Raw genomic sequence first — 26770 nt, 5'->3', positions numbered from 1 at the left:
TATTATGCCGTGGCGCGAACCAAGTTATTTACCATTTTACGCCACACAACCACATTCCAATCTCATTATTTGAAGTCTCAAATTAGAGTAGTTCGCCCACTTTGCACAATTTTTACAATAAGAAGAAATTCGGTGGTTTGTTCATTGCGTTTTACTTCTCAGTCCCGCTTCCATATTAGCTTTTGTCGAATTTTCAATAACCTACTGTATTGGTTAGCCCAAATGTCGTTTTTGTCAGCCAATGGATAACGCTCTATCTATTGGTCAAGCCGAATGTTCATCAGTTTGAAGCTGAGCAGCCTTTTGTTGCAAAACGTATACGCGGGATTGTAATCACGTTTTGTATCACTACAATTCCAAACCAAATGAATAAAGAAACGTTTGTATGCCGAAATTAAATTTAGACAGCGCAAGGAATAGCTCTGCACTCTCTGATAATGAAACCTGCGAAAAAGTACAATCGGCATTAGAACCGAAATACCACAAGCCAGAAAAGAAACTTTGCCTCAGTGCGAGTCTGACGGAAAAGCACATTGAACGCCGTTGGAAAGTACTCGAATCCATGACGGACAAAGATCTTCTTCTGGATCCTTTCACACAATCGCATTACGACCAATACGCCAACAACATTGAACACTTTATTGGTACCGTTAACGTCCCTGTCGGTGTTGCTGGACCTCTACGTATTAACGGCTTGTTCGCGAATGACGACTACCTAGTACCACTCGCAACGACAGAAGCTGCTCTCGTTGCCTCTTATAACCGCGGCGCGAACTTGATTACCGCAGCTGGTGGCGCAAGTACGCTTTTGATCAGCGAAGGCGTGAGTCGTACTCCCGTGTTTGGTTTCCAATCACTTGCAGAAGCCGCGCAGTTCGTCAGTTGGGTGGTCACTCAATACGATATCTTCCGTAAAGAAGCAGAATCCACCACCACGCACGGCAAGCTTAAAGACATCAACGTCAACATCGAAGGCAATCATGTTTACTTGGTGTTTGAATACGTGACGGGCGACGCGTCGGGTCAGAACATGGTGACCATCGCGACACACAAAGTCTTCCATTACATTCTTGAACACAGTCCAGTCGCGCCGGTTGATGCTTATCTTGACGGTAACTTATCTGGAGATAAGAAAGCCAACGCCCACACTTTACGCTCTGTTCGCGGTAAAAAAGTCTCAGCTGAAGTGACGATTCCTGCAGCTTTGGTCGAGAAATACCTGCACACCACACCAGAGGCGATGGTGAAGTTTGGCAAAATGAATACTGTAGGTGGATTACTAAGCGGCACTATCGGTATCAATGCGCACTACGCCAATGCCCTCACCGCTCTGTACATCGCCTGCGGACAAGATGCAGCGTGCGTTGCAGAATCTGCGGTTGGTATTACGAGAATGGATGTGGATTCTCACGGCAACCTGTATACCTCTGTCACTTTGCCAAACATCATGGTTGGCACCGTTGGTGGCGGTACTGGCCTACCAACTCAAAAAGCGTGTTTGGATATACTTGGCTTGCACGGCAATGGCAAAGCAAAAGCGTTAGCAGAAGTCGCTGCCGGTTTATGCTTGGCAGGTGAACTTTCCATTGTTGGTGCATTCTGTGCCGATCATTTTTCAAGAGCGCATCACAAGCTAGCGAGAAAATAAGCTGTTGAGCCTAATTCGTTAAAACAAAAAGCCGCGCACTCGAGTTAATACAATGAGCGAGCGGCTTTTTAGTTTAAGCTCTTGTGCTTAATTCGTTATCGATGCTACGAGCAACTTGGCTTTTTTACTCAGGTTGTGGTGGTATGTATAAATCCACAGTATCGACAAAATACGTACTCCACATCTCGTTCATACTTGTATCTGAGTACTCGTCAAAGATAATAACTGCAGCGCCATATTCACCTTTGAAGTAAGGCGCAATCAAACGAACAAAATCGTCTCCTTTGCTTAACCTTAAGTAACCTTCTGAGGTGATACTCCAATCCCAACCGAGGTTTTCTGTATTGCCTTCGGCTTTCCAAGTCTCGCGATCCGCCATACCGCCTTCATAGATGTCCCAGAAACGGACTTCGACGCCGTTTCCTTTGCGTCTCGTCAGTCTTGAATCGACAACGTCATCCGCCGTTAATGGTTGAAGTCCGCCACACTTTGTTAGCTCCGACGCCAACAACGCGGCATTGACTGATGCACCAGTCGCATTGACCTCGCAGTAATCGTAACCCTCACTGCGACTCACGCCACGGATAGACTCACCAATGACTCGCAACCAGATCGCTTGTTCAGACAGTCCTTCTTCGAGCCAACCGTCGACCAGTTCGTCTAAGTCTTCAATATAAGGACCGACGTACTCAGGATAACCTGTGTAATTGTCGTTGATCAGAGTACTGTATTTTTGTCCACCATCATTAAAAGTGTAGTCATACCCTTCAATTGCAAAGTGTTGCCATTCAACGTGAGTACGAATATCTGTCTCTGACCAATAGGTTTTCACTTCGTCCCAACGGTTGAACCTCATACCATCGCCATTTTCATCGACTTTTTTGACCGCGTTAGCTTCATCGAGAATATATTTGCCACCCACACTCGTTTCGATTTTCTGACTGTCGTCGTTGACACCCTTGGTATAGGTATATTCTTCCCAATAATTGACTTGGTATTCGAAGCTAACTGAGCCATCCCAGTTCCAAACTGGGCCTGCTTTCGTGTATGACTCGGAGCCATCGGCATTATTCATACTTGTTGTCGTTTCATTAACTGAACCGTCTGCATCCCAATCATGCTTGATGACTTCTTTGTTACCACCATCCACATAGTCCCATCGTTCACGAACTTGCGCATAGGTGGCTGCTTCTAGAGGAACTGCAGCATCTAAGTCGTACTCTTTAAATTCACGAGATTCGTAATCATAATCTGCCGTTGTTTCTTCTACCTCAACCATGGTTTGAAGTAAGTCCACACCAGACATATCGCCGGCCATGACCGCTTCTGCAAACAAATCCACCGTGCTGTAACTTAACTCGCGTTCTGGGTCATCTGTAGTGACGCTGTCACCACCAGAATCGGCAGGGTTGGATTCATCAACGTAACGGGTAAATTCCCACTGACCGCGAGTCTCGCCCTCATCTGCGACGCCGACATCATATACATGGCTAGTGAAATCAAACTCGCCATCAAAGTTCAAGTCTGCTTTAAACGTTATCTTGACCGTGAAGGTACCGTCATCGAGGTTCTGCACCGCTTCCTCTGTAAATGTACTGAACACCGTTTTTACGCCGGCTCGTTGATAATATTCTGTAGCCGTGGCTTGATAGGTCAATGTGTTCGCGGTTTCATCGACGATCTCCGTTTCACTGCCCTCTACCGTGAAGTCTAATGAGATGTCCATATTGTCCGGCGTACCATAGTAACTGTCTGTGTACGAGTAATGGGTCACCTTACCGTCGGGATATTCATCTTCTAACTCTTCGGCAACTCGCTCATCCGATACGCGCTCGTCGACTTTACTTTCAGCTAGTTCTAGAATTTCGCCTGTGTCGCCTTCAGCGATAAAATCACCCATCAAACGGTCTTTAAGTTCTTCATCGGTCAAGGTGCTGTCTTCGAGCTCTTCTTTTAACTCGTCGACTGCATCGTCAATTGCTTGGTTCACTAAGCTTCCAAGCGCGACAAGCAGCGCTGCGATTTCCTCATCACTCAACTCATCGAGGTTTTGATCTTCCAGAACGGCGCTTACTCGAGACGTCAGCTCTTCATGAACTTGGGTAGTAAAAGGGTTGATGACCTGACCATCGAGTTCACCGTCTTCAAGATCATCAAAGTCGGCTTGTGTTAAAGGTGGCATCCCAAGAACAATGGCGTGCCCATCTTCAGCATCTTCAAAGACTTTCTCTGCTTCATTGGCAGCGATTTTCTGATCTAACTCTTCCATCGTGGTTGGGGGTTCAGTCCCCACATCGACAGAGTCGTTTGTTAACTGAGCCAAAATTGGCACACCCACTAAGGCGTCCTTTTGTGCTTCTGAGATTTGAAATGAATATGTACCATCAAGGCCAGTATTTGCCTGAGGTTCATCGGCGTCTGGCTCACCATCTCTATCGATGTCCATCCAGACTAAGGCGTTATAGATGTAGCCATCTACGACGGTACCATTAAGTGTGTACGTTTGACTGGCGCTCTCATCATTGTCATCACTGCCACACGCAGCGACCGTAGATGCAATAACAACAGCGAGCATAGTTTTGCGAGCTTCCATATGTGCTCTCCTATCCAACATTTATGGTGCAGCTATTACCTCTCCTCTTTACTAGCTGCGGATTGAACCGTGTCGAACTCATCGACCCGGTAAATGTTAGTTATTGATCGCATTTATTTGTGCAATTTATGTACAATCGTGAGCTTATTCACGCTTTATGCAACTTAATTAATAGATCGATCAGTAAAGTAATCACTCTGGCATGTTTTTTTAGATCTAATTTCTTTAAAGGCTCATTTCAACCAAACTAAGTGATATATCAACAAGCCAACCATTGAGCGTTCGAATGATAAAAACGGGCAAAACATGAAAGCTTGCTTAAATATTTCATAATTAATTTGAAGTTTAACAAGGCAGTTTTGGCTCTTATCTATCAGTTATTTATCAAACAAAACGTGAGCCTACGTTTTTCAATCCAGATTATTTTCTGAGAAATCATACTTTGTTAGTGAATTTTCCCGTCTATACTCCGCTCTGCAGCTGCTTGATTTCGTTACTTTATTTTACAGCTCACTATGAGCTTCATTTTACTCCCGTTAAATGGATTTAAGTCGTTCCTTTGGGTAAGCGAGTTAACTATGAGACGTCAGAAACAGAATGAGATTTCTTGTTGGGTGCTAGGTTTTGTTGCCATGCTGTTGTTTTTTGTAGGACCAGTATCGGCGGACGAAGACGACCCAGATCTACCAACTGCACGCTTTCTATATCAAACCACATTTGGTCCCACTCCTGCTTTAATCGACCAAATAAATCAAACCAATTACGAGGATTGGATTACAGAACAAATACTTCTCCCTCCCACTTATCACAGTGATCTTTACTTCACGCCTTTTAGTAAAGGGGCACAAGCAAACCGAGAAAACGCTTGGTATCAAATCGTCCTCACTTCCGAAGATCAACTCAGACAAAGAATGGCCTTTGCTCTTAGCCAAGTGCTCGTCGTATCCCGATATGGCGGCCTACTAGGTAGCAAGCCGGAAAGTCTGGTCAATTATTATGACTTACTGGTCGAAAATGCCTTTGGCAACTATCGTGACTTGTTGCTAAAAACCGCTATGCACCCTGCCATGGGAAACTATTTGTCAATGATGGGAAGCGCAAAAGCAAACGCGGCGACAGGTGCACTGCCAGATGAAAACTTTGCTCGTGAATTGATGCAACTGTTCACCATTGGTTTGTATCAATTGAACTTAGACGGCAGCGTAAAATACGATTTAGAAACTGGGCATGCGCTCGCGACCTACACACAAACAGACATACAAGAACTCGCACGCGCGCTGACGGGTTGGAACAAGTCAGACAACACGTTTGTGAAGCCTATGCGCGTGATTAAAAACCGCCACGACACTGGTGAAAAACACGTACTCGGTAGCAAGATCCCTGCGGGACTGACCGCCGAAGAGGAGCTGGAACGTGTCATTGATATTTTGATGAGTCACGACAATATCGGGCCGTTTGTCTCTAAGTTGCTCATCCAACGCTTTGTGACCTCTAATCCAACACCTGAATACATTGCAAGAGTCGCAACCGTGTTCAATAACAATGGCAATGATGTAAAGGGTGATTTGAATTCTGTCATCCGAGCGATCTTACTTGATGACGAGGCTCGCGGGAAAACCTCCATTCGCCCAATAAAAGTAAAAGAGCCAATCTTGGTGCTCACCAATTTCCATCGCGCGGCGGGTTTTACACTCGACGCTGCACGATACGATGGCGCGGTATCGTTGATGAACATCGCCAATCAAGGACCACTGCGGTCACCTTCTGTGTTTAACTTCTATTCGCCCGATTATCAGCCTTCAGCCGACTTTGTGTTTACCGGAATGGTTTCGCCTGAGTACGAACTATTGGATTGGTCGGTATATACAGAGTTGGTTAACTTCATGCTTTACAGCGTTCGTAAAGGTTCTGGCTCGACTTACTCATTGGATATGACTGAGTTGTACGAGTTGCTTGATGATCATGAGGCATTGATTGAGGCCATCGATGTGCGTTTCTTTGCGGGCACGGCTTCTCCGCAGCTAAAACAAATCATGCACAACGCACTCAACAAATACAAAACCAATTATGTTCCCACCACCAAACTTGCCTTAGTGATTTTCACCGCGATTTCTGGCAGCGAATTCTACATTCAAAATTAGGAGCGACTTATGAAACTTTCACGACGCAATTTTATGAAAAGTACGGCTTCTTTGGGTGCTATGGCTTCCGTGGGTTTACCAGGTTATGCAATGGCTTCACAAACCAATGATTTTCGTGCGCTTATCTGTGTGTATTTGTCTGGCGGTAATGATGCTATTAATACATTCCTGCCCTTGTCCGACTTCCATTACGACCAATACGCCAACGTGAGAGGCAAACTCTCTGTTGCCAAAAACAGCATCATACCTATTGGGTTAAATGCCACAGACAACCAAGGCAATACGGTACCCTTGGGTATGCATCCAAAGTTAGCTCGACTGGCTGAAATGTTCGATAACGGTGATGCCACTGTCGTGCTTAACAGTGGTGTCCTTGAGCAACCCATGACGAAACAGATGATTGAATCTGGTGAGGTTGCTTTGCCTGATCAGCTCTTTTCTCACAACTCGCAAAGCAACACTTTAATGCGCGGCGGCATGAACACGTTCACAAACCTAGGTTGGGCAGGAAGAATGCTCGATGTCATGAGCTCACACTCAGAGATTACGCCGCTGTACAGTGTTCATGGTGATTCCTTGTGGTTACGTTCACTTGAACACCGACAAACCGTGCTTAAGAAAGACCGAGCCGTACAGCTGAGCGCGATTGGCAATCCACTTTACAAAGAGGTCTATGATCAACTGTTGGCGACGGCTTCTAATAATCCATTCAATGGTCACTTTAATCTGATGGTTGATGAGTCTATGACCATGAGTGGCGTGTTGGCAGAACAACTGCACAATGTAGAAGATGCACCGCTCTTTTCCTCTACAACGCTTGGTAAGCAAATGCAGACGGTCTACAAATTGATTGCGAGCCAAAGTTACTTGAATCAACAGCAACAAGTGTTCTTCGTTAAACATACTGGTTATGACGTTCATGATTCGCAACTGTCGAAACACCCTGCGTTGTTGGGAGACTTAGCGACAAACCTGTTTGCCATGTATCGAGCAATCGATGCACTTGGAATGCGTGACAATGTCACTACATTTACCATGTCTGACTTTGGCCGCCGCATGACAAACAACGGTAACGGCACCGACCATGGTTGGGGCGGACATCAGTTTATTATGGGTGGCGCGGTTAACGGGTCGAAGCCAATTGGAACATGGCCTGAATTGGTATTAGATGGCGAAGATGATTACTCGAAAGGACGTTTGATTCCGAAAATCGGTACTGACCAAGTGGGTGCAACGCTAGCTCAATGGATGGGCATTACCGATGGCGCAGCGTTGGATTACGTGTTCCCCAATATCCGAAACTTCTCTTCATCAAATCTCGGTTTTATGTCTTAACACCTACCGGATAGGCATAAAAAAGGGAGCGTTATGCTCCCTTTCACTTATTACTTATTTTGACCAGTTAGCCGCTCGCGCTAGTTATGCTTCTTCACCACGTGGGCGTTCATTGCAAAGCTTAATAGCACGCTCTAGTAGCTCAAGTGCAGACTTGTCACTCTCAGGTAGCGCAGCGTCGCTTTCAGCAATTGGCGTTACGCGGTCACCCCACTTCAACACAGCTGCACCCCATGTTAGGCCAGCACCGAACGCTGCTAATAACATGTTGTCACCTGGCTTAACACGGCCTTGTTCTAGCGCTTCACACAATGCGATTGGCACCGTCGCTGCCGAAGTGTTGCCGTAGTTTTGGATGTTCACAAACGCTTTTTCTTGTGGGATACCAGAAAGGTCACACAGCGTTTGGATGATACGGATGTTTGCTTGGTGCGGGATTACCACGTCGATTTGATCTGTGGTTAGTTCTGAAGCTTTCAAAACCGTTTTCGCCGCTAGACCCATGCCTTTTACGGCACGTTTGAAGATCTCTTGACCTACAAAGTTAAAGTCCCAGTAACCGTTATCTTCCGCAAAGCGATCCATGCATGTACCAAACTTAGGTACAGAAAGGATGTCGCGCCCTTTTGCATCACAACCAATTTGCGATTGCAGTAGACCGGTTTCTTGCTCTGTACGAGTCAGAACAACGGCCCCTGCACCATCGCCGAACAGTACAGCAGTATCGCGCATTGCCCAGTCGATGTAGAAAGAAAGACGCTCTGCACCAATAATGATTGCGTTTCGGTAGTTGCCCGATTGAATCAAACGTGTACCTGTTTCTAGGCCGTACACGAAGCCAGTACATGCCGCGTTTAAATCGAATGCAGCAGCAGAGCGAATACCAAGGTTTTGCTGAACCTTAGAAGCAATGTTTGGAATAAGAGAGTCAGGAGAGCATGTCGCAACAATGATTAGGTCGATGTCACTCGCTTCTACACCTGCACGAGCCATCGCGTGTTGCGCGGCTACCGTTGCCATGTCAGACGTGTTTACGTGGCTGATGCGACGGTTTTCAATACCAGTACGGGTGCGAATCCATTCATCTGAAGTTTCAAGGAAAGTGCTAAGGTCATCGTTAGAGAGCGTGGCTGGTGGAAGACATTTTCCCCAACCGGTAATTTCAGCGTAGTAATTTGTCATCGCAGACCTATTTATTGTTGTATTTTAATGAAATTTCTTAGAACCTGTTCGGGTCCAAATACAGACTTGCCGTCTTATCATTCGGCAGGCTAAAAAATAAGTATACAAATTATGAGGCTGACTGGTAAGTCATGTTTTCATCAAGTTGTCATAAAGGAAGAAGTCATGTCATCGTTTAAAACTCGTTGCCCGTCTTGTGGCGGTTTAAATCGTGTCCCTAATGAGCGAGTTGCAGAAACTGCAAGTTGCGGTAAATGCAAAAGCGCCCTGTTTGATGGCGCACCGATAGAAGGCACTGTCGATAACTTCTCGGCGCTGCTAGAAAGTAACACGCCAGTTGTGGTGGATTTTTGGGCACCATGGTGCAATCCATGTGTTGGTTTTGCGCCTGTTTTCTCGGATGTGGCACAAGAACAGACCGGAAACGCTCGTTTTGTCAAGATTGATACCGAAGCGCAACAGCAGCTTGCCGCTCAATTTGGTATTCGTAGCATCCCAACCATTATGGTTTTTAAGAATGGCCAGCGCGTGGATATGGTCAACGGTGCCCTACCGAAGACTCAATTCGATCAATGGTTAAATCAAGCACTTAGCAAATAAATCCTTCCGCCAGCCTCGCTTACAGGCTGGCGTTTTTATGCAGCATTTCCCCATAGAATTTCGATAAATTTCTTTTGTCGAAACGACTCAAATATATCGTTTTACTTGCCTATTAATTAGCCTCATATTCGCGCCGAATAACCCCTGATTTTTACTTAACTTATAGGCGCAAAACATTGGAAAACACAGCCATTCCTGCAGCATCACCACGAGTCACAGTTCCTGTCGTAGCACTGTCTCTTTATGCAGTGGCGTCAGGCTATTTGATGAGCTTGATCCCTCTTATGCTTGGTGAATACAACATCTCTGCTGATTACGCGAGTTGGTTGGCGAGTGTGTTCTATGGCGGTCTATTGATCGGTGCAATGTTCTTTGAGCGTATTGTTCGCAACGTTGGTCACCGTAAAGCGTTTGTAGGTAGCTTAGCTGCATTTTCACTAACGATCATCGTACTGCCTATTATTCCTAACGGCATGGTATGGCTTGTCGCACGTTTTATCGCAGGTATTGCGGTCGCTGGCGTATTTGTCATTGTTGAATCATGGCTAATGTCTGGTGATGAAGCATCACGCGCTAAACGTTTAAGCCTATACATGCTGTCACTATACGGTGGTTCTGCACTGGGTCAGTTTGGTATTGGTATCCTTGGCGTGAGCGGCGGTGTTCCTTTTATTGCCATCACAACACTGATCTTAATGGCGATGCTAGTGCTGCTGTTCATCGATTGTGAACAACCAAACAGCCATGAATCGACTGCACTGTCGTTTAAACAGATTTCTAAACTAAGCCACGCTGCGATCATTGGTTGTGTAGTGTCTGGTCTTACTTTAGGTGCGATTTACGGTTTGATGCCTGTTGAGCTTGCAAACCGCAAAATCAGCCACCAAGACATTGGCACTCTAATGGCGCTTGTGATCCTAGGTGGCATGCTGGTTCAACCAATGGTGACAACCTTAAACAAGTACATGGCACGTACAGTGCTAATGGCGTTTTTCTGTATCCTTGGTATTTTCTCTATCGGTCTGACCTTCGTTTCATCGTCAGCGGTAGTATTGGCAGCGGCATTGTTCCTATTGGGCATGGCGACATTCGCACTATACCCAATCGCGATTAACTTGGGTTGCGAAGGTTTGGACGAGCGTTTCATCGTGTCTGCAACGCAAGTCATGCTGTTCAGCTACAGCGTTGGCTCGGTAGCAGGTCCGGTGGTTGCTGATAAATTCATGGGTCAGATGCACGGCTTGTTGGGCTACTTGTTCGCAGCATTGCTTGCAACTTGCATCTACATGCTAATCGCAGCGACCAAGTCAAAACATCAAATGGCAGCGGGTTTGTAATTCAAACCTCTGCAAAAAGACAAACAAAAACGAGGGTCAATGCCCTCGTTTTTTTGTCTCTGAATTCTCTACTTTATCGATCATTAGGTGATCATTAGAAATCAAAACGACTCATTGGTTTTGATTCTCCAGTAGCCTCTTGCGATAACGTGTTGGCGAAGTGCCGTAGAACTTTTTAAATCGATGAGTGAAGTTGTAAGGATCGCGATAAGCTAATCGGTTGGCAATCATAACGACTGACCAAGCTGGATACTGCAATAAGTCCGCTGCCTTGTGCATACGAAGCTCAATTAACTTGCTTCTCGGACTCATATTGAAAAGCTGTTTAGATAAACGGTTGAACTGTTCTTCACTGATAAAACACTGCTTGGCCATTTCGGCAATGGTCCACGGCAAGTGTAACTGACCTTCAACTTCGTTAAAGAGTGTTTGAACGCGCGACAGCGACGTACTGATTGGGGTTTCAACACTTTTTACCAATCGTTGCACTTCACTGATCAACAGCTGACGAAACCCCGTTCGTCCCCCTATTTCGTTGTAGAGTAAGGTCATCAATGACCATACCTGCTCAGAGCCCCTAAACGGCACCACGGTTTGCCCCAAGTCAGAGAGATGCTGCCAAGCCTCTGTATTTTGAGGCAGAAGCCAAACCATCTTCCAGATTCCTTTGCTTGGATTCATTTCAAATCGAAAACACGTATCTACGGGCAAAATAGTCAGCGTATAGGGCTCAATTTCTTTAACGAAATCCGGTGTAATCAAAACACCGCCGCCTTCAATAGTAAACAGCAAGGTATGGACGCCCACTTTATCTCGCTCGACATGGTAACCATCGCGCAGTTCAGCCAGCCCCGCCATAAAGATATCAGCTCGTTTCCATTCGGGGATTTCCGTTAGAGTCAGGAATCGTTCTTTACATGCAGGAGCTAAATGCACATCGTCGTGCCACTCTGTTTTGATGGCAAATTGTTCGATGACGGATTCGCACAGGTTTTGTGGTTTTTCGCACATGTATTTCTGTCCCTATTGGCTTTATATTCCTCACAAATTTCGAGGAGTAACTATGACGAACAACATTGGCATCAAAAACAGCAACAACTCTTTATCTAACGGGCTACTGAAGCAGATCATCCGCTTGGGTTTCCCTGTCGCGATCCAGAGTGCGTTGGTGGCTATTCTTGCCTTGGCTGATGTTCTCATGGTTAGTGACTTTGGTAAAGAAGCAACCGCAGCTGTGGGAATTGCATCAAAATGGCATTTTGTCGCGATTATGATCATGGCGGGTTTAGCGTCTGCAAATGGTACGCTTGTGGCTCAATATTGGGGACGTGATGACGCTGTAAGCGCAAAAACCGTCACCGGGATTGCGATTCGATTTGGTTTAAAAGTCTTGATTCCTGTTACCCTGATTATCACTGTCGGTAGCGAACTTATCATGCGTCTACAAACCAACGATACGCAAGTCATCGAACTCGGCTCCACCTACCTTTGGTATGCGTTTCCTGTTCTGTTACTCACTCACATCATCATTGTTTTAGAAGCGAGCATGCGCTCTTCAGGTGACACCGTCACTCCTTTACTTATGGGCGCGGTGACGATTGTTCTCAATATCGCACTGAACTTCTGGCTCATCAAAGGTGGTTTCGGTGTCCCTGCAATGGGGGTTGCGGGTGCGGCTTTGGCGACAACAATTTCTCGCCTGTTCCAAGTGCTAGCTATGGTTGGCTACATGCGTTGGCGTAAGCATTGGTTATTGGAAGTGAAAGAAGGTTCTGAGCGCCCTTCTTTGTGGCTTTCTTACCGCCGCTTAGCGCTGCCAATGACGTTAGGTGCGCTACTATGGGCAATCGGCACCATGGTGTATCAAATGATTTTTGGTCACATGGGCACGACAGAACTTGCGGTATTCAGCATGTTGGGACCGTTTGAGTCGCTATGTTATTCAATCTTCTTTGGTATATCGGTCGCGTGTTCAGTGATGATTGGGCAGTCGTTAGGGCGTGATGCTTTTGAACAAGCTCAGCACATGGCAAGCTTCTTCATTAAAGCGGTGTTTGTGTTTGGTATTTCGATCGGTGCGTTACTGCTACTAAACCGAGAGTTAATTATTGCTGCTTTGAACTTAGACAACCCTGAGCTTTACCCACTTGCAGCACCTGCGGTGGTGATTTTATGCAGCGCGATTTGGCTTCGCATGCTTAACATGATCATCATCAACGGTATTATTCGTGCGGGTGGCGATAACGTCTTTTGCTTACGCATGGACTTTATCGCGATGTGGATGACAGGCCTACCTTTGTGTGCGGTTGCTGCGTTTGTATTAGGTTGGGAATTTAAATACGTTTATGCGCTCATGATCGCTGAAGAAGTGGTGAAACTAGCATTGTGTTATCGCAGGTACACGCAAAAGTATTGGATTAAGAACTTAACGGTCGTGACAACTTCTTAATTCTTATGTTGGCTAGGATTTCTTAGCTTCGCGCTCTGCACTCATCCGTTTGTGGCGATTCGACGCATTGGCAGCAGGTTTTTCAGGCACCTCGCGCTTTTCATGCATCAAGTGTCGAATTGCCAAGATTGGATGCTTAAGCAACATTCTCGGCCCTGAATAACGCATCACTAAACGCATTTGTTCTTTAGGTTCTGGCTTGTAACAGTGAATCGGACATTTGTTGCAAGTCGGCTTGTCTTCTCCGTAAGGGCAACGATCAAGCCGCACTTCCGCGTACTCTAATAATTCACGACATTCCGCGCACAACTCACCTTTGGTGCCGTGGTGGTCTTTACAGTAAACCTCCACCATCGCTTTAACGGTTTTAAATTCTGTGGCGAGTTTGCCTAATAAAATGTCGCTCATTCTTTCCTCAATCTAAAGCAGTTTTGGCTCAGAGACCTTAACAATAAGGCACTAACCAAAAAGCTTTAGTTACCGCTTATCGGGTCACAACTTCATGGTATAGAGTTGCAATGTACGGCCATTATCGTAAGTCTGCTCGACACGTTCAAACTGAAAACCCAATTTTTCTAGCAAACTTATACTACGATTATTGTCATTATTGGTGATGGCGACCAAGTTTTCTATGTTCATCTCGTCCCGAGCAAAATCGACCACGACACTCGCTGCTTCTTTTGCGTAGCCTTTGCCATAAGCGCTAGGTAGATAACCGTAACCAATATCAAACGCCGTTAATGTGTCGCGTTTGACCAAACCACAAATACCTATAGGTTGTTTATCATGATTGGTTTCTACCACCAGCAAACTGACGCCCTTGAGTTCTTGCATCCTTAACATGTTGTCTTGAATGTAGCGTTTTGCTTCTTCCAAGGTGCGAATTTGCTTGTCACCGACGAAGCGATAAAAGTCAGGCTGATTGTAGAGTTCTAAAATAAACGGCGCATCTTCTACACTAACAAGACGAAGTGTCAGGCGTTCTGTAATAAGTGTTTTCATAAGGGATCCATTAGGCTTGTAACTTGGTGGAAAAATCACTATCCTGCCCCGCTAAATTAAAGGACCAACACCATGAACCGCAAGAAGAAAATCAATTCGATCTTAAAAGCGAAGTTGAAAAAACAAAATGCAAAGCTTCATAAGAGCAACAAGCCTCGCTATATCTCAAAAGCAGAGCGCGCGAAGATGGAAGCTGAAGAAAAAGCCGCTGAGCAAACTTCGCAAGTGAGTGAAGAAGCTCAAACAACTGACGAAGCATAAAAGAAAAGCCGCATAACGCGGCTTTTTTATTTTAACCAAGGTTAACTCGGCATTGAGTCACCTGAAAATCTAACACCTATCGTTTAAATTATCATCTAGGCCAAAAAGCGCTCAAAACCACTGAAAATCCTTGCACCAAAATGGACCGCTGTAACCTTAGCTGACGACGATTCAAACATTCCTTCAACACCCTTTCAAACCACTATTAACACTGACACGGCTCAGCGTGAGTTATTCCCAATTATTGGACATTGCTGTTTCTTATAAAACGGAATGTGAACAAGGCTAAGTATTTTTTCCTTCAATATCGAAACAATAGAAGTCCCTGTTTCTAATAAGGAAATTAAACATGTTGTATCTTGAGTTTCTGTTTTTGCTCGTGATGCTGTATATCGGCTCACGGTATGGCGGCATTGGTCTTGGTGTCGTTTCTGGTATTGGTTTAGTCATTGAGGTTTTCATTTTCAAGATGCCTCCAACGTCTCCACCAGTGACCGTAATGCTGATCATCCTCGCGGTGGTGACTTGTGCCTCCATTCTTGAAGCCGCAGGTGGCTTAAAATACATGTTGCAGGTGGCAGAACGCGTATTACGTAAGAATCCTAAACGCGTCACGCTTATTGCGCCGTTCGTGACTTACTTTATGACCTTCCTACTAGGTACTGGTCACGCGGTTTACTCTATCATGCCAATCATTGGCGACGTTGCACTTAAAAACGGCATTCGTCCTGAGCGTCCAATGGCTGCAGCATCGGTTGCTTCTCAAATCGCCATTACTGCGTCACCAATTTCAGCAGCTGTGGTTTACTACCTTGCGCAATTGTCTGATATCCAACACGAGATCACCCTACTTTCTATTTTGCTAGTTACCGTGCCAGCAACCTTGTTCGGTACCTTGTTGATGTCTCTATACAGCTTAAAACGCGGTAAAGAGTTAGAAGACGATGAAGAGTACCAAGAGCGCCTAAAAGATCCTGTTTGGCGTGACAAGATCTTAAACACAACCGCGACATCATTGGATGAAGTGCTACCGTCTAGTGCGCGTAACTCCGTTCTACTGTTCATTCTATCGATTCTTGTGATTGTCGTTATTGCGATGTGGCCAGAGGTTCGTACCATCGTTGAAGGTGCAAAACCAATCAGTATGGCCGTTGTGATTCAAATGATGATGCTCTGCTTCGGCGGTATCATTTTGCTAGCAACTAAGACCGATCCTCGCGACGTACCAAATGGCGTAGTGTTCAAATCAGGTATGGTGGCGGCGATTGCTATCTTCGGTATTGCATGGATGTCAGATACCTACTTCCAATACGCTATGCCTCAATTTAAATCCGGCATCGTAGAGATGGTAACCAACTACCCTTGGACGTTCGCGCTTGCGCTATTCATCGTATCTGTAGTGGTGAACTCTCAAGCAGCGACAGCGCGTATGATGTTGCCAGTCGGTTTAGGTCTAGGTTTGGAGCCAGCGCTGCTTATCGGCTTGATGCCAGCGGTTTACGGCTACTTCTTTATTCCAAACTACCCTTCAGATATCGCGACTGTGAACTTCGATACCTCAGGTACAACTAAGATTGGTAAGTGGTACTTCAACCACTCATTCATGTCTGTGGGTTTAATCGGTGTGATTGGTGCGTGTTGTTTGGGTTACTTGCTAGGGCAAATGATCATTCCTTCGTAAATCATCTAAATCAGAAATAAGGGGCGAGTCATTGTACGTTTGCGCACAGCCTGAAGTGACTCGCCCTTTTCTTTTATCTGTTTATTGCGCAAGCAAAACTTAAAGAAGAAAGTCGTCATTGACAGCAACAAAATGGTCCGCGCAATCAATCAAGGTTTGGGAAGTTAGCCTTGGTACGCCATAGACAGTAACTTTCTTGTTGAAGCGTTGCTGAATGCGTTCCACCAACAAACTGAAATCACCATCGCCGGATACCAGAATCACTTCATCCACTTCCGGCGCAATCTCAATCGCATCTAGGGTGATACCCACATCCCAGTCACCTTTCGCACTACCGTCACGGCGTTGAATGTAAGGTTTCAACATCACCTCAAAGCCAACACCACGAAGAATATGGTGGAACTGACGCTGCTTAGGGTCGTTACTCGCAATAGCATAAGCTCGTGCGCTCACCACTTCTTTCCCTTGTGTCGCAACATACCAAAACTGGTTGTAATCAAAATTGCTGCGGTACGCTTCACGACAGGTGTAGTACACGTTTTGTACATCGACCAAGATTGCGATCTTTTGTTTGTTGCTATCCGAATTCATCTTCTTAATACGCTTTATTTGTTTGTCGCATACCCTATGCCACTTTGGCTCAAAGCACAATGAGCTAATTCCACTAAACTTATCGTATAACTTGATATTCGAGTTTCAAGGAGTGAAGCCATGAACAAGACGACCATTGCCCTGTTGCTTTCATGCCTCATATCAAGTGCTGCATTTGGATATCCAGCGCACTCTCAGTATTGGCCGCACCGTAGCGTGCTGTATTTCGCCCCTGCCAATGACGATCATGTTAAGCAGTTTTTGCTTGAAGCACTGATGAATGAATGTGAACTAGAAGACCGTGACGTTATTACGCTCGTTATTGCTGAAGACGGTTACACGCAACCATCATGGCTTAAAGAAGAGTTTGATTTGAAAATGTTGGCCAAACTTTACGAAGTGAAACAAGGCCAACACACGGCGATTCTATTAGGTAAAGATGGTGAAGAGAAACACCGCTGGGGAGCGAAGACCGATTGGCAATTCATCAACAATCTAATTGATGAAATGCCAATGCGTAAAAGAGAGATGCAGCAGAAACGCAGCCCTTGCGCGATCTAATGCTTAAGATTAAGTCTTCGGCTACTTGCCGAACCAATCTAATTTGTTGTGAAGCTGTGTAACGCTACCAACCACAATCAATGCTGGGCTCACGGCTTGCTCTGCCATGCTGGATAGCTCGTTCAACTTTCCTTGAAACACGCGCTGCTCTGGGCGTGTACCGTTTTCAATAATGGCGCATGACATCTCAGGGTCTAAGCCGTGAGTGATCAGCTTATCCATAATATGGCCGCTTTGCTTTAAACCCATGTAGAACACAAGCGTGTTGTTGGATTGCGCCAGTGAATGCCATTCAATCTCACGACCATCTTTTTGTACGTGACCAGTTATGAATTGAACGCTTTGCGCATGGTCGCGGTGTGTTAATGGAATACCAGCATAAGCCGTTGCGCCCGCTGCGGCTGTGATACCCGGAACCACTTCGTATTTGATACCAAATTCCGCTAGTTCTTCTAGCTCTTCACCACCACGGCCAAAGATAAATGAGTCACCGCCCTTCAGACGTACAACACGCTTACCTTCTTGTGCTTTCAGCACCAAAATTTGGTTGATTTGGTCTTGAGGCACACAGTGAAAGTCCAATTTTTTACCTACGTAGATCATCTCTGCTGATGCGTGAGCCAATTCAAGAATGTCTTTCGACACCAATCGGTCGTACACCACAACTTCAGCCGCTTGAATGGCTTTTAAGCCTTTTACTGTGAGCAAATCAGGATCACCTGGACCTGCACCAACAAGAGAAACAAAGCCGCTGTTTAAAGATGAGTGAGCAGTAGTCATATCAACGCCTATCGAAAAATTTAGATATAAAAAGTAACACTCGCGTTATGCACTTAGGGCTAAAACCACTCTAAGGAGTTATTACTTTTTATAGCTAAACCAATAAAATATGTCGCGAAAGTGAAAGTTAAAAATTGAAATCTAGTTAGAGAATAGTCCCGCCCATCCAGAAGCGGGACCATATTAAGCGAATTACCCGTTAATGGTTATTTAGCCATTGCAGGTTGTGCTTTTACTTCTTCTTCAGCATTGATAGAAGGCGCAGTTTTAGCGTGAGTTAGGTACAGTGGAATACAAGTCATTACTAGACCACCAACAATGTTACCTAGGATGGTTGGGATAAGGTTGAAGTTCAACCAAGTCGCGATACCAAAATCCGCACCTAGAATCATACCTAGTGGGAATAGGAACATGTTTACTACTGTGTGCTCAAATACTAGTGCGAAGAAGATGAAGATTGGGAACCACATCATTGCTACGCGACCAGATACTGAACGTGCTGTCATGTTGCCGATAACGCCTAGACATACCATTAGGTTACAGAAGATGCCGCGTACGAAACACGTGATCCATCCGTCCATACCCATGTTTTCAAAACCAAGGCTACGCGCGGTAGAAACAGCGACAAATTTCTTCGCTACTGCGTTCAGTTCTAGAGAGAAGTTACCTGTTAGTGAGATAGCCACAAGGTAAGCGACGATTAGAGAACCGATAAGGTTACCCAAGCCTACAAGACCCCAACAACGGAATATACGACCCCAAGTGATACCAGGACGGTTTGCAAACTTAGCTAGAGGCGCTAGACCAAAAACACCGGTTACTAGGTCGTACCCCATCACACTTAGAATCACGAAACCAACTGGGAAGACAAGCGCACCTACGATGCCAATACCGGTTTGAACCATAGTGGTAATAGCAACAACAACGGCTAGCGATAGGATGATACCCGCCATAGTACCGCGAAGTAACAAGTCGCGAGTGCTAGTGTTGGTTTTCGCTTCACCCACGTTGATCATGGTTTGAACGAATTCTGCAGGCTTATAATCAGTAGACATGAATGTGTCCTTATTCAAAAGTGAAAGTTAAAAATTAAAGATTGAATAGAGAAAGGCTTGCCGCTGAGTAACACCTAGCTTCCCTGTCCCCGCAGATGAACCACGGAAAGCCTTTACCTATTAAATCTAGATTTGGGTTCATTCCCTCCCCCTTAGAGGAGGGAATGGAAACCAAGCTTATGCAGAAATTTCTACTTCGCCGTTGGTTACGCGCGTTTTGTACGCTTTCACGCTAAAACGCTCGTCTTCCATGCACGCACCTGTTGTCAGGTTAAAGCGTTGCTTCTTAAGTGGGCTTGCTACCCAAAGCTCGCCTTGGTGCTCACAAATCAAACCGCGAGAAAGTACGTTTGATTGGAAGAACGGGTCAGTGTTGCTGATCGCCAGCACTTCCTCTGCTTGTGTTGGGCGGAATACCGCAACTTGCTGACCATCAACCAGTGCACAAACACCCGTGCCCGGTACGATGTCGCTGATTTGGCAAATCTTTTCAAATGACATAATCAACCTTCCCTTATGCTTCAGTGATCGCTACGTGTAGGATGTCGCCTTTCGCTTCAGGATGTTTTTCCGTGAAGGTTGCTGGGCGGTGCTGTTCACGCTCTTGTACAAACACAACGTTGTCATCGCGCTTGTCAGAGTTGATGAAGTGCGCGAAACGAGTCAGTTGTGATTCGTCGTTGATGGTTGCAGTCCACTCACACTCGTACTCGTCTACAAGCTTCGCTACGTCAGCTTCTAGTTGAGCGTTGATGCCAAGCTTGTCGTTAACAATCACTTCGCGTAGGTAGTCAACGCCACCTTCCATGTTTTCCATCCAAACTGATGTGCGTTGTAGTGGCGCAGCAGTACGGATGTAGAACATCATGAAGCGGTCGATGTACTTAATCAGCGTTTCTTTATCTAGGTCACTTGCAAGTAGGTCTGCGTGACGAGGTTTCATACCGCCGTTACCACATACGTACATGTTCCAACCTGCGTCAGTCGCGATAATGCCAAGGTCTTTACCTTGTGCTTCCGCACACTCACGAGTACAGCCAGAAACACCGAACTTCATCTTATGAGGTGTACGAATGCCTTTGTAACGGTTCTCGATGTAAGAGCCTAGACCAACAGAATCTTGAACACCGTAACGACACCAAGTAGAGCCCACACATGTCTTCGCCATACGAAGTGCTTTTGCGTACGCTTGACCTGTTTCGAAGCCAGCATCGATAAGCTTGCGCCAGATCTCTGGAAGATCGTCTTTTTGAGCACCGAACAGACCAATACGTTGAGCACCGGTTACTTTGGTGTATAGGTTGTATTCTGCAGCAACGCTCGCTAGCGCACCCAATGCTTGAGGTGTTACTTCACCACCCGCCATACGTGGGATAACAGAGTAAGTACCGTCTTTTTGGATGTTACCTAGGAAGTTATCGTTCGTGTCGTGCAGCTTAACCAGTTGTGGCTTAAGAATGTGCTCACCCCAGCAAGAAGCCAGGATAGAACCAGCCAGTGGTTTACAAACTTCACAGCCGTAACCTTTACCGTATTTCTCTAGAAGCTCATCAAACGTTTTGATCTCTTCAATGCGGATTAGGTGGAACAACTCTTGGCGTGAGTATGCAAAGTGCTCACACACGTCGTTCTTCACTTCGATACCCGATTTAGCAAGCTCAGCATTTAGAACAGACGTCACTAGAGGAATACAACCACCACAGCCTGTACCTGCGCCAGTCACTGCTTTGATGTCGCCCAATGTGTGGTGACCATCAGCAACCGCTTGTGCGATCTTGCCTTTTGTCACGTCGAAACATGAACAAATCACTGCGCTTTCTGGTAGAGCGTCTGCACCTAGTGCTGGTTTCTCAGCGCCTGCGTGTGCAGGAAGGATCAACGCATCTGGGTGTTCTGGTAGGTCGATTTCGTTCAACATAAGTTGAAGCAGGTCGCCGTAGTCAGACGTATCGCCAACCATAACCGCGCCAAGCAGTTTCTTGTTGTCTTCAGAAACGATAAGACGTTTGTAAACTTCTTGCTCTTCGTTTTGGTAAACGTAACTCTTACAGCCTTCAGTACGACCGTTCGCGTCACCAATTGAACCTACTTTCACGCCCAACAGTTTCAGCTTCGCAGACATGTCAGCGCCTTCGAATTTGCTTTCTGTGTTACCTAGTAGGTGATCAACAGCAACTGTCGCCATCTTGTAGCCAGGAGCAACAAGGCCGTAGAACATTCCGTTCCAAGACGCACACTCACCAATCGCGTAGATGTTCTCATCAGAAGTTTGACAATGGTCGTTGATAGCAACACCGCCACGAGGTGCCACTTCTAGCTCCATTTGGCGTGCTAGTTTGTCTTGTGGACGAATACCTGCAGAGAATACGATGAAGTCTGTTTCTAACTCTGAACCGTCAGCAAAACGCATAACGTTGCGTGCGTTTGTGCCTTCTGCCGCAATCTCAAGCGTATTTTTGCTGGTGTGAACGTTCACGCCCATACGCTCGATTTTTTGACGAAGTTGGTTACCACCAGCAAGGTCAAGTTGCTCAGCCATTAGCTTTGGCGCGAACTCTACAACGTGCGTTTCTACACCCAGAGCTTTCAATGCGCCTGCTGCTTCAAGACCTAGCAGACCACCACCGACAACAACGCCTGATTTGCTCTTCTTCGCACACGCTTCGATCGCTTTAAGATCTTCGATAGTACGGTAAACAAAACAGTCTTTGCTTTCGTGACCTTTGATAGGTGGAACAAATGGGAATGAGCCAGTAGCAAGTATCAGCTTGTCGTATTGAACTTCGCGACCAGTGCTTGAGTAAACAATGCGGTTTTCACGGTTGATGTTAATCGCGCGTTCGCCGATCAGCATGTTAATACCGTGTTTCTCGTAGAAGCCTTCTTTCACTAAAGAAAGTTCATCTGCAGTATGGTGAGAAAAGTAAGAGGAAAGGTGCACACGGTCGTATGCGACACGAGGTTCTTCACAGAAAACCGTAATGTCCATATTAGACATATCAGCTTTCTCGACTAAGTCTTCAATGTAACGGTGGCCTACCATGCCGTTACCGATGACTACTAGCTTCAACTTGCTCATTGTACTTCCTAAGGGTTAGGTTCTTATCACTGAGCGCATTGTTAATTGTGAAAGAAAATTAATACATGATGTAAATCAATTACGGAATTAAACTACCCTAAAGGGGTAGGAGCAGTTTTTAAACAGCGTTTAAACCTTTGCTTTCGTAATTTAAACAAAATTCATGTAATCCAGCCGAAATGAACTCAACATATTTGTCACATTTCTTCATAACAAAGAAAAAGCAAGCGAATAACCGCTTGCTTTTTAATCACATTTAAGTGGATTTTATAGGGTCACGTTAAATAATGCCGCGTGATGTCCCTACTCTACGCCCTTCTTCCATCTCCCATTGAATACCGTATTTGTCTATCCAATAGAAAAAGGTGATCGGGAAGCCATTCAATTTTTCTGGGTGGTAACTTTTGGACTCATCAATCATAGTGACCCCCTCTTGCTGTTTTAAGTATCGAAATACCTCACCACAGTTGGAAACTTCGAGTGCAATATGGCGAGGACCACCAAGATCATAGGTTCTCGGTTGAGGTGGTATAGCCGCCGCCCCAACAGGCGAATGGTATTTCATCAGCTCCAGATAAACCGACGCATAAGGATGCTTCACAAACAGCACGTCAACGACAACGTCTTGTCCAGCTAAACCCGCATCTTGGTTAAACTCGGCCATACTCACGCCGCGGTAATCCATCTTTTGCCCCTGAGCATCAAGTGCGCGTTCAAAACCAAGTACTCGCTGGTAGTAATCAGCCGCGGTATCAACATCGTCGACAATGACGTTTATATGAGATAAACCAAGTACAAATGCGCCAATATCACGCTCCGCTAAACGCTTAAGCAGTTCCGGTTCAGCATCTGGCGATACTTCAACCACATAGTCGACTTCTCGTCCCTGCTCTATTGATTCGTTGCAAACCAGATAAGCTTTCTCTTTGTGTTTGTCCGTATCACTTGCTGCGATCTCCACCTTGGACTTCCAAGCGTGAGAAACAAACCACCCTGGATTCACCACATAGGCCGCGGCCACCATATCAAAAGGAATAAACCCATCTTTAGAACCAAACACCACTTCCCACTCAGTACACCATACAATGGAATGCGACTCTAAGAAGTGACTAAGACTACTGCCATGGCTCATCTTATGAAGTTCTTTAAAATCGACCCAAACTTGAGCACAGGCTTCAAACGGGACTAAAGTCACCGGAACATCGCTATCAAGGAGTACTTGAAATGCAGTTTGGTCCACTTCGAAGTTCAGGTCACGAAACGGCCTTGGCTGACGCTTTCCAGCAACAAAATGCTGCTCGGTGCTTCGCCTGCCTGCAACACAAACTACCTTTTCTATGTTTTTGGCCTGTTGAGGAAAATGACGAATCAATAAGGCGATGTTGGTAAGTGCACCAATAGCGAGAATAGTCAGAGGTTCTTGCTTTAACTCAGCAGCCAGATCATGGACTGCTTGTGGAATATCTTTGGCAGAATCAAAGTAAGTGGCGCTTCCTTGAGAAACGCTGAGGTAAGTTGGACCAAATTTGCTAATAAAAGAGCGAGCGATGTCCGTAGTAACATTAATGTCATCGCAATTACCAAGTGTTGAACTCACGCCAACGATGTCGACTTCTTGGCTTCTGAGTAATAACCCTAACGCGTAGCCATCGTCAACATCACACAGCTTAAAGCCGTCGTGGTGACCTATGGTGATGTCTGTATCAACCCAGACGCGTGTTTGTGGGCGACAGGTATGCTTATCCTCTCCGATGTTGTGCATCGAGACTCCTTTCTCTTCTTTGGTCTTAAATGGCCGAGTGGCCGAATTAAATGCAATGAAACTAAAATCTACAGCGTGATGGGTTCCGCCATAATGACAACGTTTCGTCCTTTATCTTTTGCTGCGTATAGGTTCTTATCGGCAACTTCAAAGGCCCGCTCAAGTGCTTTCTCACAGTCGTTCAAGTTAGGATGAGACATAGCGCGGGTTAGTGGAACCGCTCCAACCGAAATCGTTACGACTTCAGAAGGTAGGTTTTTGATGTGTGGTATGGCGAGGATTTCGACCGCTTGTCTTAAGTGTTCAACTTTGGAGTTCAACACCTCTAACGTATTGCCATAGACAAGCAAAGCAAACTCTTCGCCACCTAAACGAAACGAGGGCTGGTCTTTACCTAAATGAGAACGGAAGACTTCCGCGACATCACATAAGGCGTTATCCCCTTCGATGTGCCCGTAAGTATCATTAAACTTTTTGAAATTATCGATATCACACAAGACGAAACAGGCGTACTTCATGTTACTCAGGGTTTCATGAACAAAAACAGGCGCACTACGCTTGTACAAATAGCGCGAGCCGATTCCGGTCAAGGTATCGGTATCAGTTTGCTGGCGAAGCACCCTTAATTGGTTCTTAATTTTGGTAATTAAGCTTGAATATGAACGAGCCAGTTCGCCGATTTCATCCGAGCGTTTGATCTCCGGGATGTGTGATTGATCGATCTTCTCAATGTCTTTTTTCATTGATTGAGACAAGCGTTTAAGCGGACTCACAATCCACATTGTCACCATGTAGATCAACACCATTGAAATAAGCGCGGCAATCAAGGCTTCGTTGATCAGCTCTTTAATCAAGGTGACCTTAATAGTATCTAGGTCACTTGCGTCTAGCACTGCCCAAATGTAGCCGCCATTAATATTGCGTAGCGGTAAACAGACGTGAAGTACCGACAGTGTCGAATCGTAGTAAAAATCCGTTTGGCGCAGATAGTCCTTATTCCAAGGCAGTTCAGTATTACGATTGAGTAGCTGACTCGCTTGCAACGCCTCTAAATCAACGTTGGTCTTGTTTATCAAATATTGCAGCTTATTACGCTTGATCTCGTCTTTTTCTGGCGTCATGGACAACATTCGAACTAAGTTGCCCTTTTGGTCTTTCAAGACATTGACTTCAAGGTCGCTCACATCGATACGCCACACCTGATTGGACTCCGCCAAGTAACGGACCGCAACTGTCTGGGTTTTGTAATCGGAAACGCCGGAAATTTCGATAAAGAGCAGATCGTCTATCGCGCTCAAATTGGCCTTAGTCGATGGCATCATCAAGTTAGCGTAATTGCGACCCGCAATCGATCCAGAAAGGAAAGTCATTTGAGAAGAGAGATGAGTTTTCGCCATAGTAGCGGCATGCTCAATACGCATGTTCCATTCGCTTTGAAAGCGCGTGAAAGACAGACCTAGAATGATGGACAGAACCAACACCAAATGCGAAACAAATAGCATCTGGTTAATCGTCAACCAGCCGAAAACTCGATTACTCACAATAAACTACTGCTTATCTTTATAAACGCCTAAAACTGGCTCTGCACACGTACCATTAATACAAATGTCTTGATACGTAGTGTGGCAACTTTGGCAAAATGAAGGCTCTAATGAGGGATGTGTGTGGCTAATATCTTTGCCTTGACGATCGTAACTTCCATAAATCGCCATACCACCGATGTGTTCTGTTACCCAAACAATGCCATCGACCTCAGAAATAGCGACAGCAGTAGGACCATCTGTATATGGACCATGGGTTTTGTACTGTTCAATCTTTTTCGGGTTCACACGGATCGTAAGCGGTGATCCTTGTCCGTTATTAATCCAACTGTAAGCACGAACGGATTCTTGAATAAACAATGAGGTGTCTGGAGGCAGAATCGTGTCTGCAGGTAGGTTTTGTGACTCTTTAACAACTGGCCATTCCTGCCACCCTTCCGGATAGCTAGCCATAGATGCGGCAAAAGCAGTAAATGACGTAGCACCCAACAATAAGGCTACGAATCGCCTGCTTAAATGACATAACACGTGTACTTCTCCCTAAAACAAAATGGGCTCATCCTGAGCTAAAATCAAAATGTTATATATTAACAAAACGTTATATATGATGTTATCAATTAGATTCTAGTAATGCACTCAGTTTATAATTAACAACGTTCTGTTAATAGAGTTGAATGTGCATTTTGGGAACTAACGAGAGTGATGAGAAGTGTAAAATGAGGCTTATGTCGAACTTACGTCGGTAAATAGCGATGAAATGCACTTATTTTCGAAATTTTAAGAAGTTAGTTTTGCTGAAGTTCTTGAATGGTCAGAGGTCTGAATTGAAGCTTCTGGTTTGATTTAGGAACAAAGATGTTTGAGTTACGAGGAAAGATAATGGAGGCGCCTCCCGGAATCGAACCGAGGTCCACGGATTTGCAATCCGCTGCATAGCCACTCTGCCAAGGCGCCATTTTGTTGCTTCTAAGATGAAACATTGAGGTTTTCGTAAGGGATTGCCCTTTCGATGGTCGTTGTGAAAGATTCTATTCAAACTTGCCAGAAGCTAAATCAGCTTCAAATCATTTAAATAATCACACCAACCTAATCGCACATTCGATAATGAGATGCGATGGTACTCACTCTATCGAATGGAGGCGCCTCCCGGAGTCGAACCGAGGTCCACGGAT

22 protein-coding genes and 1 tRNA gene are annotated in these 26770 nt (G+C 45.5%); 9 read left to right on the top strand and 14 right to left on the bottom strand.

From position 1 onward, the window contains the following. Positions 1 to 385 precede the first annotated feature (385 nt). Positions 386 to 1648, top strand: a complete 1263-nt coding sequence (locus H735_RS03120; RefSeq protein ID WP_020196854.1) for a hydroxymethylglutaryl-CoA reductase — start codon at positions 386 to 388, stop codon at positions 1646 to 1648. A gap of 124 nt (positions 1649 to 1772) precedes the next feature. On the opposite strand, the gene H735_RS03115 is transcribed toward H735_RS03120, so the two are convergent. After that, positions 1773 to 4241, bottom strand: coding sequence for a hypothetical protein (locus H735_RS03115; protein WP_020196853.1), 2469 nt, complete (start codon positions 4239 to 4241; stop codon positions 1773 to 1775). Positions 4242 to 4819: 578 nt separating this feature from the next. On the opposite strand from H735_RS03115, the gene H735_RS03110 reads away from it, so the two are divergent. Then, a complete protein-coding gene (locus H735_RS03110; protein ID WP_020196852.1) occupies positions 4820 to 6382 on the top strand; it encodes a DUF1800 domain-containing protein in 1563 nt (520 codons plus the stop codon). A gap of 9 nt (positions 6383 to 6391) precedes the next feature. Further along, the gene (locus tag H735_RS03105) at positions 6392 to 7717 is read left to right on the top strand and encodes a DUF1501 domain-containing protein (RefSeq protein ID WP_020196851.1); all 1326 of its coding nucleotides are present in this window, start codon (positions 6392 to 6394) and stop codon (positions 7715 to 7717) included. An 84-nt stretch (positions 7718 to 7801) separates the two neighbouring features. Here the strand turns inward: H735_RS03105 and H735_RS03100 are convergent, their stop codons facing one another. Further along, the gene (locus H735_RS03100; RefSeq protein ID WP_020196850.1) at positions 7802 to 8899 is read right to left on the bottom strand and encodes a ketoacyl-ACP synthase III; all 1098 of its coding nucleotides are present in this window, start codon (positions 8897 to 8899) and stop codon (positions 7802 to 7804) included. A 165-nt stretch (positions 8900 to 9064) separates the two neighbouring features. Between H735_RS03100 and trxC the strand changes: the two genes are divergently transcribed. Continuing rightward, positions 9065 to 9499, top strand: coding sequence for a thioredoxin TrxC (trxC, locus tag H735_RS03095; RefSeq protein WP_020196849.1), 435 nt, complete (start codon positions 9065 to 9067; stop codon positions 9497 to 9499). A 176-nt stretch (positions 9500 to 9675) separates the two neighbouring features. After that, positions 9676 to 10836: an MFS transporter gene (locus H735_RS03090; RefSeq protein WP_009705352.1), complete on the top strand. Its 1161-nt coding sequence runs from the start codon at positions 9676 to 9678 to the stop codon at positions 10834 to 10836. 111 nt (positions 10837 to 10947) lie between these two features. On the opposite strand, the gene H735_RS03085 is transcribed toward H735_RS03090, so the two are convergent. Further along, positions 10948 to 11847: a helix-turn-helix transcriptional regulator gene (locus H735_RS03085; protein WP_020196848.1), complete on the bottom strand. Its 900-nt coding sequence runs from the start codon at positions 11845 to 11847 to the stop codon at positions 10948 to 10950. Positions 11848 to 11899: 52 nt separating this feature from the next. Here H735_RS03085 and H735_RS03080 point away from each other — a divergent pair, with 52 nt between their 5' ends. Next, positions 11900 to 13285, top strand: a complete 1386-nt coding sequence (locus H735_RS03080) for an MATE family efflux transporter (protein ID WP_020196847.1) — start codon at positions 11900 to 11902, stop codon at positions 13283 to 13285. 12 nt (positions 13286 to 13297) lie between these two features. Here H735_RS03080 and H735_RS03075 read toward each other — a convergent pair whose 3' ends face one another. Together H735_RS03075 and H735_RS03070 are read right to left on the bottom strand one after the other, a co-directional pair. Beyond that, a complete protein-coding gene (locus H735_RS03075; protein WP_020196846.1) occupies positions 13298 to 13693 on the bottom strand; it encodes a nitrous oxide-stimulated promoter family protein in 396 nt (131 codons plus the stop codon). An 84-nt stretch (positions 13694 to 13777) separates the two neighbouring features. Next, positions 13778 to 14287, bottom strand: a complete 510-nt coding sequence (locus H735_RS03070; protein WP_020196845.1) for a GNAT family N-acetyltransferase — start codon at positions 14285 to 14287, stop codon at positions 13778 to 13780. A gap of 72 nt (positions 14288 to 14359) precedes the next feature. Between H735_RS03070 and H735_RS03065 the strand changes: the two genes are divergently transcribed. Together H735_RS03065 and H735_RS03060 are read left to right on the top strand one after the other, a co-directional pair. Then, complete coding sequence (locus H735_RS03065; RefSeq protein ID WP_020196844.1) at positions 14360 to 14548, top strand: DUF2986 domain-containing protein; 189 nt, start codon at positions 14360 to 14362, stop codon at positions 14546 to 14548. A 349-nt stretch (positions 14549 to 14897) separates the two neighbouring features. Continuing rightward, the gene (locus H735_RS03060; protein ID WP_009705346.1) at positions 14898 to 16229 is read left to right on the top strand and encodes an anaerobic C4-dicarboxylate transporter; all 1332 of its coding nucleotides are present in this window, start codon (positions 14898 to 14900) and stop codon (positions 16227 to 16229) included. 99 nt (positions 16230 to 16328) lie between these two features. Here the strand turns inward: H735_RS03060 and H735_RS03055 are convergent, their stop codons facing one another. Further along, on the bottom strand, positions 16329 to 16820 hold the full coding sequence (locus H735_RS03055) for a LabA-like NYN domain-containing protein (RefSeq protein WP_020196843.1): 492 nt from the start codon (positions 16818 to 16820) through the stop codon (positions 16329 to 16331). Between the two features lie 120 nt (positions 16821 to 16940). Here H735_RS03055 and H735_RS03050 point away from each other — a divergent pair, with 120 nt between their 5' ends. Beyond that, complete coding sequence (locus tag H735_RS03050) at positions 16941 to 17381, top strand: DUF4174 domain-containing protein (protein WP_005440978.1); 441 nt, start codon at positions 16941 to 16943, stop codon at positions 17379 to 17381. A 21-nt stretch (positions 17382 to 17402) separates the two neighbouring features. Here the strand turns inward: H735_RS03050 and cobA are convergent, their stop codons facing one another. The 8 genes from cobA to H735_RS03010 form a co-directional block, all read right to left on the bottom strand. Further along, positions 17403 to 18161, bottom strand: a complete 759-nt coding sequence (gene cobA / locus H735_RS03045) for a uroporphyrinogen-III C-methyltransferase (RefSeq protein WP_020196842.1) — start codon at positions 18159 to 18161, stop codon at positions 17403 to 17405. 206 nt (positions 18162 to 18367) lie between these two features. After that, a complete protein-coding gene (locus H735_RS03040; protein ID WP_005427050.1) occupies positions 18368 to 19216 on the bottom strand; it encodes a formate/nitrite transporter family protein in 849 nt (282 codons plus the stop codon). A gap of 177 nt (positions 19217 to 19393) precedes the next feature. Next, entirely contained in the window at positions 19394 to 19717 is a 324-nt protein-coding gene (gene nirD, locus H735_RS03035; protein WP_005387969.1) for a nitrite reductase small subunit NirD, read from the bottom strand. A gap of 13 nt (positions 19718 to 19730) precedes the next feature. Continuing rightward, positions 19731 to 22295 carry a nitrite reductase large subunit NirB gene (nirB, locus tag H735_RS03030; protein ID WP_020196841.1) on the bottom strand — a complete coding sequence of 855 codons (2565 nt, stop codon included), beginning with the start codon at positions 22293 to 22295 and terminating at the stop codon, positions 19731 to 19733. A gap of 280 nt (positions 22296 to 22575) precedes the next feature. After that, positions 22576 to 24057 carry a nucleoside hydrolase gene (locus tag H735_RS03025; RefSeq protein ID WP_020196840.1) on the bottom strand — a complete coding sequence of 494 codons (1482 nt, stop codon included), beginning with the start codon at positions 24055 to 24057 and terminating at the stop codon, positions 22576 to 22578. Between the two features lie 68 nt (positions 24058 to 24125). Then, the gene (locus H735_RS03020; RefSeq protein WP_080641609.1) at positions 24126 to 25478 is read right to left on the bottom strand and encodes a sensor domain-containing diguanylate cyclase; all 1353 of its coding nucleotides are present in this window, start codon (positions 25476 to 25478) and stop codon (positions 24126 to 24128) included. 126 nt (positions 25479 to 25604) lie between these two features. Beyond that, positions 25605 to 26051, bottom strand: a complete 447-nt coding sequence (locus H735_RS03015; protein ID WP_005440991.1) for a hypothetical protein — start codon at positions 26049 to 26051, stop codon at positions 25605 to 25607. Positions 26052 to 26478: 427 nt separating this feature from the next. After that, a tRNA-Cys gene (locus H735_RS03010) sits at positions 26479 to 26552 on the bottom strand. Positions 26553 to 26770: the final 218 nt, after the last annotated feature.

Origin of the sequence: Vibrio owensii CAIM 1854 = LMG 25443 (assembly GCF_000817815.1) — a bacterium.
Classification (GTDB): domain Bacteria; phylum Pseudomonadota; class Gammaproteobacteria; order Enterobacterales; family Vibrionaceae; genus Vibrio; species Vibrio owensii.
Note: the sequence above shows the minus strand (reverse complement) of the source record. Positions and strands in the feature narration are given on the sequence as shown.

Coding starts and splice junctions, on each gene's coding strand:
- H735_RS03120 (WP_020196854.1), top strand. CDS start 386: ATGCCGAAATTAAATTTAGACAGCGCAAGGAATAGCTCTGCACTCTCT.
- H735_RS03115 (WP_020196853.1), bottom strand. CDS start 4,241: ATGGAAGCTCGCAAAACTATGCTCGCTGTTGTTATTGCATCTACGGTC.
- H735_RS03110 (WP_020196852.1), top strand. CDS start 4,820: ATGAGACGTCAGAAACAGAATGAGATTTCTTGTTGGGTGCTAGGTTTT.
- H735_RS03105 (WP_020196851.1), top strand. CDS start 6,392: ATGAAACTTTCACGACGCAATTTTATGAAAAGTACGGCTTCTTTGGGT.
- H735_RS03100 (WP_020196850.1), bottom strand. CDS start 8,899: ATGACAAATTACTACGCTGAAATTACCGGTTGGGGAAAATGTCTTCCA.
- trxC (WP_020196849.1), top strand. CDS start 9,065: ATGTCATCGTTTAAAACTCGTTGCCCGTCTTGTGGCGGTTTAAATCGT.
- H735_RS03085 (WP_020196848.1), bottom strand. CDS start 11,847: ATGTGCGAAAAACCACAAAACCTGTGCGAATCCGTCATCGAACAATTT.
- H735_RS03080 (WP_020196847.1), top strand. CDS start 11,900: ATGACGAACAACATTGGCATCAAAAACAGCAACAACTCTTTATCTAAC.
- H735_RS03075 (WP_020196846.1), bottom strand. CDS start 13,693: ATGAGCGACATTTTATTAGGCAAACTCGCCACAGAATTTAAAACCGTT.
- H735_RS03070 (WP_020196845.1), bottom strand. CDS start 14,287: ATGAAAACACTTATTACAGAACGCCTGACACTTCGTCTTGTTAGTGTA.
- H735_RS03065 (WP_020196844.1), top strand. CDS start 14,360: ATGAACCGCAAGAAGAAAATCAATTCGATCTTAAAAGCGAAGTTGAAA.
- H735_RS03060 (WP_009705346.1), top strand. CDS start 14,898: ATGTTGTATCTTGAGTTTCTGTTTTTGCTCGTGATGCTGTATATCGGC.
- H735_RS03055 (WP_020196843.1), bottom strand. CDS start 16,820: ATGAATTCGGATAGCAACAAACAAAAGATCGCAATCTTGGTCGATGTA.
- H735_RS03050 (WP_005440978.1), top strand. CDS start 16,941: ATGAACAAGACGACCATTGCCCTGTTGCTTTCATGCCTCATATCAAGT.
- cobA (WP_020196842.1), bottom strand. CDS start 18,161: ATGACTACTGCTCACTCATCTTTAAACAGCGGCTTTGTTTCTCTTGTT.
- H735_RS03040 (WP_005427050.1), bottom strand. CDS start 19,216: ATGTCTACTGATTATAAGCCTGCAGAATTCGTTCAAACCATGATCAAC.
- nirD (WP_005387969.1), bottom strand. CDS start 19,717: ATGTCATTTGAAAAGATTTGCCAAATCAGCGACATCGTACCGGGCACG.
- nirB (WP_020196841.1), bottom strand. CDS start 22,295: ATGAGCAAGTTGAAGCTAGTAGTCATCGGTAACGGCATGGTAGGCCAC.
- H735_RS03025 (WP_020196840.1), bottom strand. CDS start 24,057: ATGCACAACATCGGAGAGGATAAGCATACCTGTCGCCCACAAACACGC.
- H735_RS03020 (WP_080641609.1), bottom strand. CDS start 25,478: ATGCGTATTGAGCATGCCGCTACTATGGCGAAAACTCATCTCTCTTCT.
- H735_RS03015 (WP_005440991.1), bottom strand. CDS start 26,051: ATGGCTAGCTATCCGGAAGGGTGGCAGGAATGGCCAGTTGTTAAAGAG.